The organism is Spirosoma pulveris (genome assembly GCF_054781875.1).
The window spans coordinates 35,210-46,320 of record NZ_BAAGTO010000021.1 but is presented as its reverse complement, the minus strand read 5'-3'; the positions used below and the strand labels follow the sequence as shown (position 1 = coordinate 46,320).

7 protein-coding genes and 1 pseudogene are annotated in these 11,111 nt (G+C 43.1%); all 8 read right to left on the bottom strand.

Translation table 11 applies throughout. The features are described 5' to 3' along the window. Positions 1-358 precede the first annotated feature (358 nt). The 8 genes and pseudogenes from ACYVJM_RS30700 to ACYVJM_RS30665 all read right to left on the bottom strand — a co-directional run bounded on the left by ACYVJM_RS30700 (position 359) and on the right by ACYVJM_RS30665 (position 10,892). Positions 359-1,798 (bottom strand): hypothetical protein, encoded by a 1,440-nt coding sequence (locus tag ACYVJM_RS30700; protein WP_461151948.1) that lies wholly within the window; start codon positions 1,796-1,798, stop codon positions 359-361. 439 nt (positions 1,799-2,237) lie between these two features. Next, on the bottom strand, positions 2,238-2,663 hold the full coding sequence (locus ACYVJM_RS30695) for a hypothetical protein (protein ID WP_461151947.1): 426 nt from the start codon (positions 2,661-2,663) through the stop codon (positions 2,238-2,240). A gap of 209 nt (positions 2,664-2,872) precedes the next feature. Next, the gene (locus ACYVJM_RS30690) at positions 2,873-4,135 is read right to left on the bottom strand and encodes a hypothetical protein (protein WP_461151946.1); all 1,263 of its coding nucleotides are present in this window, start codon (positions 4,133-4,135) and stop codon (positions 2,873-2,875) included. A 214-nt stretch (positions 4,136-4,349) separates the two neighbouring features. Then, positions 4,350-4,571 (bottom strand): annotated as a pseudogene (locus tag ACYVJM_RS30685) (PKD domain-containing protein); the annotation flags it as partial. 161 nt (positions 4,572-4,732) lie between these two features. Next, a complete protein-coding gene (locus ACYVJM_RS30680) occupies positions 4,733-6,214 on the bottom strand; it encodes a serine hydrolase domain-containing protein (RefSeq protein WP_461151945.1) in 1,482 nt (493 codons plus the stop codon). Between the two features lie 20 nt (positions 6,215-6,234). Next, positions 6,235-7,824: a M43 family zinc metalloprotease gene (locus tag ACYVJM_RS30675; RefSeq protein ID WP_461151944.1), complete on the bottom strand. Its 1,590-nt coding sequence runs from the start codon at positions 7,822-7,824 to the stop codon at positions 6,235-6,237. A 23-nt stretch (positions 7,825-7,847) separates the two neighbouring features. After that, positions 7,848-8,549 (bottom strand): porin family protein, encoded by a 702-nt coding sequence (locus ACYVJM_RS30670; protein ID WP_461151943.1) that lies wholly within the window; start codon positions 8,547-8,549, stop codon positions 7,848-7,850. Between the two features lie 21 nt (positions 8,550-8,570). Continuing rightward, the gene (locus tag ACYVJM_RS30665) at positions 8,571-10,892 is read right to left on the bottom strand and encodes a PKD domain-containing protein (protein ID WP_461151942.1); all 2,322 of its coding nucleotides are present in this window, start codon (positions 10,890-10,892) and stop codon (positions 8,571-8,573) included. Positions 10,893-11,111: the final 219 nt, after the last annotated feature.

Sequence of the window (11,111 nt, the reverse complement as noted above, 5' to 3'; positions counted from 1 at the left end):
GGTGGAAAGAGGTGATGAGTTTTTCGCGGTCGTGTTTTCTGCCTTGCATAGATAGCTGAAGGTACAAAAACTCCATCTATCATGCAGTTTTAGGCACTGGCAGAGTTGTGCAACAGCCACGCTCCTCAATGAGACGAATGAGCTTTCATGGGTTTGCTTATTCATTGGAGCGATTAATGAGAATGTAGATTCTAGAATACTAGGCCATAGTTTATTACTTTACTTCTGTAGAACGAATTGTGTGAAGAGACTAGGAATCTCCTTAGGCTTTCAACTTAGGAGTAATTGTAAATGGGCCTGCCCTACCAGTCGGCATAACATGCTTTGAAGCTACTTTCTGTAATCTTCAACAGTTTCATTATTTTTTACTGACAAATCGGTCCAATTTGATGGGTAACCCGACCCGTAGTCCAATTACTTTTCTATCCCATAAACGCGGTGCTTTGGTTACGTCGCCCTTAGCAAATACGTCTTTGAAGCCCAATGTTAGTACAACATTCAAGCGGGTTACCTTCTCAGCATCCTGCACAACCGGAATAATCAGACCAATCGTTGTTTCGGTCTGTTGCGACTTAAGGGAATTCTTCAAAAACTGCTGTCCTTCTACCAGTGCCCCCCAATGACCTGTTTTGGTAAAAAAGCCTACAGCGTTAAACGTAATCTTTCGAGTCGCTGACAGCTTTGGGTCGCCTACGTATACATCTTCAGTTGTGTACGTGTAGCCGTGCGTAGTATTTGTTGGCCCCGTTCCATAGACTACATTGCGTGTGTATTCAGCTGGATCGTCTTCTAGTAACGACGCGGCCATCTTTTGTTCATAGCCTACGGACAAAAAGTGTGAACCAAATATTCTTGGATTGTCTTTGATAATCAGGTAATTAAAAGTAGCGCCAATTATGTAGCCTGTGATATCCTTCTTATCAAATCGCTTACTGAGGTCGGTTTGCGTGGAGTCATAAAGCGGGACATTCTTATTGACCAAATCAGCCAGCAGCGTTGTATAAAAATACTTTTTCTTAGTGTAAGGCATCAATAATTCTATATCACGTATTCGCGCGGTAGCTGTTTCATTGAACTTGCTCAATGTGTCTTCCAAGGCGTCCAAGATCGGTAGAAGTATAATTTTGTCTTCAGTACTACTCAATCCAGTATTTAGAAGAATTCGGACAGAATCCCGTTTGGCCATTAGTGCCCGCTGCCCTCTATTCAGTAAGACTACTTCTCTATCGCGCTTATGAAGTATGGACCTGTAGGATTTAGCGTTTTGATCAACAAAATATCGGGACCGATTAGTTAGGCGGTTCGAAAACCAATCGATGTACACACGGGGACCAACCGAAATGGAAGAGCCAAAATCTTTACCGTCGAATAAGGTGGCCAGCCCTTTCGATAAGCCGGCTGAAAGTTGACCACCCACCCGGAGCAAACGCCGTTTGTTCTCTTCTTTGCCAAATGCCACAAAATTGGCCTGTAGCTTGGTTTCTTCTTCGCTTACCTTAACTACGAACTGATTCAGCAATGCGTTGTTCGTAATCCCGGCAGCTAACGAAGCGAAGTCCCGGTTGATTAACGTAAACAGCGTTGCGGATGTAGTAGTTGCTATGTCTTCATACAGAATGTTGGTGAACGTCGAACGAGTGTTACCAGCTGGTCCTCCTGATTTATAAATACGAATTGCCGTCTCCACAGATTGTGCTTGATTTGAATTCGATGAGTCGATAAAAACCATAGCTGCTTCTTCACGAATCAACGAGAATCGTGACCGGCTTTTCTCAAAACTCACTTTTTGCTGAGCCATAGTTAAATATGGTGAAAGAAGCAGGCAGAATACGGACGTTGCATAGCTGAAAAAGCGTACTTGTAAAGGTGTGGTCATACTGGTTGGCGGTTTAGAAAATAGACGGAAGCCCAAGCACTGTCTGCGTCAAGTTCCTAACAGAGAAGGCTTAATGGCGATTAAATTAAGCGCACACGCACGTGCAAACAACGGGAGAAACCCCGTGTTTCAGGCTCGAAACGCCCCGTGAAGCAACGTATGCTGCAATTCTGCGGTCGTTTTTAGCTGCCGAGTCACTTTAGCTTGTAACTCGGCCACTTTGCCTAGTCTATTTAGATCAGTGATGGTTATAAATTGAGCATTTTACGAGACACAAACTTTTAATCTCTGTCCAACTCAATCAGTCGCATACGTCCAATAATCAGCGGCTCTGAAGGTAGGGCTGTCTGTTATGCTTAACTCATTTCAACTCTCTGGTTAGTACTTGTAGCTGACCTTTACGTATCTCCAAGCTAAGCCAAAGTTGAGGGTGATAGATAAAGTCGGTATCCTTACTTTGACTCAGACGCTGGATATAGTCTACCACAACGGTTTGGATTAGTTGCTTAGCTTGCTCTTCGAGCGGTAGTGGTAGCAACTCGTCTCGGAAGCCGCTTTGATGAATACCTAGTTGCCAGAATTGATCTCGCTGGTGGCCCGAAAGGCTGACCGGGTGGATGCTACTTTGTAGCGGCTCATCCAGCTTAAAATGGTTCTTATCGAGCAGATGGCTAAAGCTAATGCTGGTAAAGGCAACGTCAGCCAGTTGTTCAATGACCCGGACATCCTTCATGGACAACAAGTGACGGAAGCCCGAGGGGAGTCGTTGGCGAGTGATTTTTTTCATTCCCTATCATTCATGAGTGAAGAATGAAGCCAGCCTTGACTTCATAATTATGTAAATACCCCATACTACATTGTCTATTAGTTCACGTCATAGCTTGATATAGTAGCGTTTATGCAAAAATAAATACCAATAACTTAAGATAAGCTTCAACAGTCAGGTAAAGTCGTCATTGACACAATTGGTTGTACACTTTATTTACAAGGAGCACTTTACCTGACTTTATACTCCCAAACTTTTTGCATAAGTTCAAAAGCGATTGGATCAAATGCCTTCAATTGCTCCCTAGTAAACGGATAGTAATCATTAGTACCAAAATAAGATTCAGTCATTTCTGCAAAATATTCAATTGCATTAGTCGTAGCATAATGTTTTTGTTTACCACCTCGTATATAATCAACAGATTCGTACTTTCCTGTCTTCATAGAATTAGTATAGGCTTCGATTACCATCGTATTATTGAAGCCGTTTGTTAAAACTTTGTCATGATAGCCATGAGCATTTTCATGTAAAACAGCTTCGGCTTGTTCGCCTTTTATCCAATTGACAAAGTTTGTCAAATTATTAATTTCAATTCCTTTTGCCTTTTCTTTCAAATCACCTATCCCAATAAGATAGTCTGCACTTGGATTATAAACTAATGCTGCGTTCTGCTTATTGATATCATCAACCCAAATCACTGTGCTTGTAAACAATTGATAAGCCCAGTCTGGTACTTGTTTCATCATTCGGTTGATTCTCTGATTTAGAAAAAGAAAAGCTGGCTGATTGGCTGGCTTATTAACATCTCGGTTTCTCGTTCTAACGGTGATGCCACTTAGTTTCACATCGTAAAATGACGAGACAGGACCTTTTTCGAAGATTATAAGTGAATCAACTTTACGGGAAGAGCCTGACGAATTACTGGCCAAATACTCGATTGTGTAAAGTCCTGAAGAGGATAATGTAGCTGTTAATTTTTGGGTTGCAGAATTACTGATTTGCCCATTATCAATCCGGTTTATTTTTATACTTACGTTATCTCCGTTATTATCCCCATTAACAGTCAAACTAGCAGGTGCATTGTATCGGTCTATTAACAGTGTATACTTTGCAATGGGAATTGATGGTGCTGCTACGTTCACTTTGATAGTATAACTTTGAGTACTACCATCTTCTGCCATGACCGTATAAGTTACCGGGTTAGTGAGGTTTTGAAGACTGCCTGAAGCAGGTTTAACCGTGGCACTAGTTGGCAAGGTGAAGGAAATTTTAAGAGCAGTAATATCTGTATTAAAAGGTACTATAGCAGTATAGGTTGAAGTATTTGCATCAAAGGAAAATGAAACTCCTGTTATTCCATCAATAATTGGGTTGGTCAATGTTTTAGCTGAGCTCTTAGGCACTACAGGTATATCTGGAGTTTTGCTACATTGTATGAACAGGAAACATAGCGTGAGAAGAGACCAAGATGTACTCTGAAAGATGATCTTCATGTCGTATGGATTAAGAGGGTCATAAATAAGGCCAGTTAGGAAGTGAATATTTAAACGCTGTAAGTGCCTAGCAAACAAGTTGTTAGTTGAATCATGTTAAAAATTAAGTAGTATTTATAAACTTACGTTTAAAGGGTGATTGCCTGAATAGGGGAGTTTTGCCGTTTCATACAAAATCCTTCACCTGGGACGGTCAACCTATCTAAAATACAATTTAGCGGACAGTCTGTAATTTATATATTTTGCAGAGCGGTTTTATAACTAGGGTGACCGTTGCTCTACAGGCTGCTCCTGTTGTCATTCGAACAACCGTATAGCTACTAGCTTTCTGATACGTATTGAGGGGATCGGCAATTTTGGCCGTACGTCCATCGCCAAAATCCCATTGGTAATTAGTGGCGTTTTGGCTTTGTTTGATGAAACTAACACTACACGGAGCTGTGCAGCCCCATTCTGAACCTTGAACACGGCGGTTGGAGCGACCGGTTTACTGACTTCGCCTGTCTTACAAGATCACACAACAGCTAACATGGCCCAAGCGATGAAGCAGACAACCTGTCTTGAAGAATACTGTTTCATGCGTGTGGGAAGGGTGAATTAATCCGGAAATTGATCGCCGGTCATAAAGAGAGCATTGCCTTTGGTCACTATGTCATTTGTCAATTGATAAACACTATTCCAATATGTAGCGTCATCGGAAGGATATGTATTCGTCAAGATAACTACATTATACCCATTCGAATACCTAACCCAAATCGTACTGGTACCCTGTAAGTTTCCCGTGTGCCAGTAATTGCTATGTGTTGCACTTACTTGCCAACCCATTCCGTACGTATAGTTGCTTTGTGGGGTAGGTGTCAACATGTCTTTTAGGGTAGTTGATGCCAATATGTCTTCCTTGCCGGGGTAACCATCTGCCCGTACTAAAATTTGGGCTAATTGACTCGCTGAAGCGAGCCAACCACCAGCCGCGTCGTATCGTCGGGCAGGATACATGTAAGGTTTGAAACCATAACGACCTGGGTATGCCTCATAATACTGAACTTCATCGATGGCCTTCTCATTTGGCAAATCACTGCCGATTTGCATGCCGTTCACATTCGCCTTCGTCAACAAAATCTGTTTGACGGCAGCCTCGTAGGTTTGCCCGGTAACTTTCTCAATAATGCGGCCTAGCAGACAATAGCCAAAATTAGTGTAACTATATTTACTACCTGGTATAGAAACCAATGGTAGTTGATTAAGTGTATTATCGATAATAGAAGACAATGAGGTAGAAATAGGATAAGGCATATTGTACATATCGACATACAAGGGATCATTACCAACATTCGGCCAGTTTCCGCCGGCTGTATGCTGTAGCAGATGCTGAATCGTAACCTGCTCTATGCCAGCCCGATAAGGTTGGTTACCGTAGATCGTTCCGAGCACCCCCTGGGGTCCAAACACGGTCTGGTCAAGCCGCAATCGTCCTTCCTCTACCAATTTAAGGACAGTAATGGCTGTAATTGACTTGGAAAGGCTGGCGATACGAAACAGACTCTGTGGCGTAACAGCCTGCTGCTGTTCCTTATCGGCGAATCCATAGCCTTTAGCATATACCAATCGTTCCCCTTTCGTGATCGCTAGTGACAGACCGGGGAGGTTATAACGGGTCATAAACGCCTGCACATCGGTATCCACTACTGCCAGATTCTGCTGCACACTAATCTCAACCGTATAGGTTTGCTGGCTCCCATCTTCCGCCGTAACCAGGTAATTGACCGGACTACTAAAACCGGGGGCCGTAACCTCACTCTCCTGCCGAAGCCCCCCAACAGTCGCAATGGCGCCTGGCGACGTGGCGAAACTGGGCTTTAGCGTTCTTATATCAGTACCGGTGGGTAGCGTAGCAAGTGCATAACCACTTTTAAATGGTACCAGATAGTCTCTGGTTAATCTTGGATTATTCGCTTTTAAAAAGGCAAAATTCGTTAACTCTTTCTGGGCGGACTTTGTAGGCGTAGGAGTTGATTCGTTAGGGGCACCACAGCCCAGTACGACAAAAGTTAGAAGTAGCCAGATTCGCGACTGTTTCATACAAATGGAAGATTGACCAATTACTTTGACTCAGTACGAAGCGTTTCCCATCCATAAGGTCTGGGTTGATTAAGGGGCATGCTACAGGCAATCGGTTTGACATTGGCGAGCACAGCCGGGCGCTGTACGTAGCCGGGGCCCGCAGCCTGCCGTCCCCCACGGTTGGACCGACCATTAAACGGTGTGGGGAGCCATAGGCCGTAATTGATCACATGCCGGACACGGCTGGCCTGGTCGAGGGTAAAAGAATTGTCGTAACTATAGTAATAATCCATATAGTTTGTGGACGAGAAGGTCTCGCCGTTACAAGCTCTTCGCAATTGGTTTGGAGCCTTACCGCGCTCATAAAGGTTTCGATCGTAGGGTTGAGTATCAGCGCACCAATCGGCATCACCCGCACAAGTATCGACATTAAATGCGTGAGCTAAGGCCAGCATATGACCTATTTCGTGAGTAATTACTGTATTAGGTGAATCGAATACATTTGGTTTTAAGCACATGCAATACAGGTAGGTTGGATTGGTTCCTTTAGGTGCCAAACCCATGCCCGTTAGGGGTTGACTAACGAGTGGATGATACCCTAGGCCTGCCCAGTTAGAACCCACTGGAACCACTTCGTTGAAGAAGTTGGCCACAAAAGCATTCAGGTAGTAATTGGGGTTCCAGTAATATTCCCAACCGGTTGTTTTAATCAACTCCTCCGAGGAATACGAAGGCAATCCCTTCTTAATCAGATCACGGCCTGGTGAACTCATCGGGTTACCGTTGGGGTCGGTGTCTGCCAGAACAAATCGCAGCCGTAGGTCGGCGTGCCGTTCCGCCTTAGGGCCGTTCTGCGGATTCCAGTTGTCCCGAAAGGTATTGTTCAGAATGTCGATCTGCTCCTGTAGTTTAGACGATGGTATATCGACATCGAGGAGGTGAAAAACAATGGGAATCGTAATAATATTCGCTTCAGAAATGGAGATGGCTTTTACAATAATGGTTTCACTCTCTTTACCAAAGGCCCGCGCTTTAATGGCATGATTGCCTGCTACATTAGCCCGCAACGTCGTATCCATATAAATTTGATTATTGACGTAATAGGTCACCCCTCCGCGGTAATCGAAACTTACCGGCTTGCCTGTCTCATCTAGTAAGTCGGTCATTAAAATCACCCGGGATATGTTGTCCGCAATAAATTCACTGTGGCTAAGTTTTACTGTTAATTTCACCGTATGTACATACTTGTGCGGATCAATTGCTTTAATGACAAGTGTATCGCTGACTTTATCCCCTAATTTGGCTACCACCTTATGCTCACCTTCCTGGTTGGGTAAGAAAGCGTTTGTTGGTAAGCGTTTTCCATTGACCCAATAGGTATATACAGCGTTAGGAATGGGTTTTTTATCCTTATCGAAAGCCGCTGCCACAAATTGTAGAGAATCCATGTTAAGCGTCAGGACAACCTCCGGCTTGCGATTTCCGAGCAAGGTCAACGTAATTCCTTCGGTGCGTTGATACAGATAATACCCGCTCAAGGGTTGGATATCGGCTTTCCGTTGGCAGTAGGTTAGAAACAGAGCCATACCCAAAAGTACAGTTAGCTGCCAAGAAAATTGCAGTTTCATGAGAGAGGTATGTGTTGGGAATTCTATAGAGAAAAGTTTATTGACAAAGTCTGGTTACCCACTTTTGCTGGCACTTGGTCTGGTTTAAATAAATTAGCCATTCCAATTTCGTAGCGGATTTCAAGCGGATGACGCCATAAATAACAACCGGTACTTACCGCCCAACCGTAATCGATTTTATTGGTATACTCATAAAAACGGTCACCTATATACGCTTCACGGCCATTTATCAATAACGAATGTTTAGCATTGACCAGGTAGCCTACATATCCCCCTGCCCCAATATAGGGTTGCACCTTGCGGAAACCGGGTTTAAGAATGATGGGTAGCAAAACGAGCTGGGCATAATCGAGTCGAGTAGTGCTTTCCATCTGAGTATTGGTTTCGGCAAACAGTTCCTTTGCCCCCTTTTGCACATACGACATCTCAATCCTAGACCCGTACCAACGCGAATGAGCCATCTCAATGCTCAAACCAGCCTGCCAACGAATAAACGGTTGATTCAGCACAGGCGACCGAACCGCATCTGCCGAGCGCCGGTAGAAATCGGGTATCACTACTCCCCCACGCACGTTGACCCATGAACGTTTGAGTTTGGCGGGTTCGGTAGTATGCACAGTGTCAACGGCCGACAATAGTGTGTCATTTGTGATGGTCTGCGCCGAACAAATGCTTGTAATGAAGTCAACCACTAAAATAGACTTAACTAATGAACTACGTTTCATAGATATTTTCTGATAAAAGCATCACTTATATCTCTTGACCCTAAAATATCCATTAACTCTTATGTCATGGCCAAATTTATAATTGTAAACACCTTCAACGGGTTGCAAATGAAGTCTACAAGTAAATGAGCCGTTGATTTCGGCTTCATTTACAGAAGTTATAGTAATGCTTCCTAAAGACTCATTTGTTGTGTAGGGATAAATCCTGTCACTGTTAATCCCTTGACTATAAAGAACTTGGTTCAAAGGTTTAAATATTAGATTGTTTATTATAATTTTTGGTCCGCCTGTTTGTGGATTAATGGTATGTGTACCAACACTTGGACTATTAAAATTGTAGATAACTACTTCGCCCTCAATATTTTCACCTACTATTCTGTTAAGTTCAAGTCGACGCTGGTCTACGTAGCCAAAAGGTGCCTGAGCTTCATCATTTGTTGATATTATATGATTGAAATTGATTTCTGTTGGTTTGTCATTGTCGATAATTTTACCATAAAGAGAAGTAACTATATAAAATCGCCCTAATTCCACTACTTTAACTGAAGTGATTGAAGACAGACCTGATTGTGTGTCAGTCAGCTTAATCATTCCCTCTCCAAGTTGCAATCCCTTAATAGCTACAGTTTTTCCTAAAGGAGTTATTATAAACGGAACTGCACCGACCGTTTCCCACTTCCAACGCGAGTCTTCAACTGTTACTGGCTTTTGATCTTTGGAAAGGGCGGTTGCCGTAAGTGTGATAGATTCGCCTTTGGCTAAAGTAGCGGGCAATGGATTGATGACTACCGACTTCACTTCATCTGTTGACTTAATGGTAGCGGTAGCTGTTAGTTCTTTTAATAACGTAGCTTCATTATTTATTTGCAGGCTGATGAGAAAGGAACCACTCTTGGTGTAGGTATGCCTGGCTTTATTTGATTGTTTTCCTTTTTGCACAACTAGTGGTGTGCCGTCACCAAAGTTCCAAACAAGCTCGGAGCTGGCAGCAGGCTCCCATATTCCATCGGTTTGGAAGGAGTATTCTTTGCCCGTTTCGCCTTCACCCGTCAGTGGTACTCCTACTTGCGAGACTATTTTTCCATATTCATTTTCGCATAGCCAGGTATCGTCATAAGTTTTGCTGGCCAGCTTCCAGGTAAGGGGAATGTACTTTTTAGAGTATTCACCCAGACTCTTACTAAACAATTTAGCTTTTGTTGTACCCTCTATCTCATACGATCCTTCCACATCAACCACTGGTCCTTTGTCACTGGTTGGCGAACAGGTTCCTTTAGCTGTTAAATAAATTCCGTTCGTCAGCTCGCCAGTAATTGATTTCAATTCATAAAGATACGTTTCTGTGGAGAGCTTGATACCAGATCGGAACCGACCCTCCAAGCCAACATTTACCTCTTTCTTTTCGGGTGAATTTTGGGTTTCTTGGGCGGAGACCCAGCCAGTTTCATTAGTAAATGTATGAGTGTATTTAGCGCCGAAAGTCTGATCGATTAGTTTAGTATTCACTACTATTTTGCCTTCTACTTCAAGCGGAATCTTAAAAGTATTGTTTATTGTTATTATTAGAGGAAAAGGGCCGATTGCTGTGGGGATAAAGCGACGCATACGATAAGCAAATTTTTGTCCAATCTGAAATTCGTTTTTGTAGCTAATCTTGCCTTCGATCGCAACGGTTACCTCCGCACCAACTTTCGGGATAAGGGCTAAAGCAAACTTATTGACTGACCCATCAACAATCGCCAGATCCATCTTACCAGTTAATGAAGCATTGACTTTACCAGTTAGTCCAATGGGTACTTTGCCCTTTATTTGGTCGTTAAGTTTTGAAACGCCGATCGCTTCTACAGATAGGCGCCCGGTATAGTCAATGGGTGTAATAGTAAATTCTGGAGATATGTCTAACTGTTTAAAGGCTTCTTCGAGCGAAGCTGGTACTGTTTTAACCAACCAGTTCGTCCCGTCTTTACTTATACCAAGTACTTTTCGCATTAGTCCTTCAGGAGCTTTGTCAAAAGGCTCCGTCACTATGATGCTGCCTTCTTTGAGCTCATCGGAAAAGGCTGCTCCAATTCGACCGTTCATCAAGCCGCTAATTGTTGAAAAAACGACAACGTTCGAATCAACTCGCACGATAGCAGCTTGCCCACTTTTAGCCACTATCACAACGTTATCTGACAGAACAACCTCACCTTTCGGAATGAGTAATTCTTCCTTGGGTATGGATGAAATATCTGGGTAGTTAGGTTGCTTAGTTGGTAGACCTTTAGGTTCACAACTTACTGTAAGCCAAATAATCGAGGCCAGCAACCAAGCAACTCTATACGTATGCAATACATTGCTCATAATGTATATGGTGTGGATAGGGGCAACGGTTATTCTCTATACGCCCCGACATAAAAAAATAAAATTTTATTGGATGAAGGTATTGATTCACAAACCTGTGTAGTTTCCTGTTTATGTTCCAGCAAAATGGGGTCAATAGCTGGTTTTGGTAGGTTAACAACCGGGTTTTTCTAGTGAACAGCAGAAAAAAGAACAGCGGGCGACTGATTATGATGCACA

Coding starts and splice junctions, on each gene's coding strand:
- ACYVJM_RS30700 (WP_461151948.1), bottom strand. CDS start 1,798: ATGGCTCAGCAAAAAGTGAGTTTTGAGAAAAGCCGGTCACGATTCTCG.
- ACYVJM_RS30695 (WP_461151947.1), bottom strand. CDS start 2,663: ATGAAAAAAATCACTCGCCAACGACTCCCCTCGGGCTTCCGTCACTTG.
- ACYVJM_RS30690 (WP_461151946.1), bottom strand. CDS start 4,135: ATGAAGATCATCTTTCAGAGTACATCTTGGTCTCTTCTCACGCTATGT.
- ACYVJM_RS30680 (WP_461151945.1), bottom strand. CDS start 6,214: ATGAAACAGTCGCGAATCTGGCTACTTCTAACTTTTGTCGTACTGGGC.
- ACYVJM_RS30670 (WP_461151943.1), bottom strand. CDS start 8,549: ATGAAACGTAGTTCATTAGTTAAGTCTATTTTAGTGGTTGACTTCATT.
- ACYVJM_RS30665 (WP_461151942.1), bottom strand. CDS start 10,892: ATGAGCAATGTATTGCATACGTATAGAGTTGCTTGGTTGCTGGCCTCG.
- ACYVJM_RS30675 (WP_461151944.1), bottom strand. CDS start 7,824: ATGAAACTGCAATTTTCTTGGCAGCTAACTGTACTTTTGGGTATGGCT.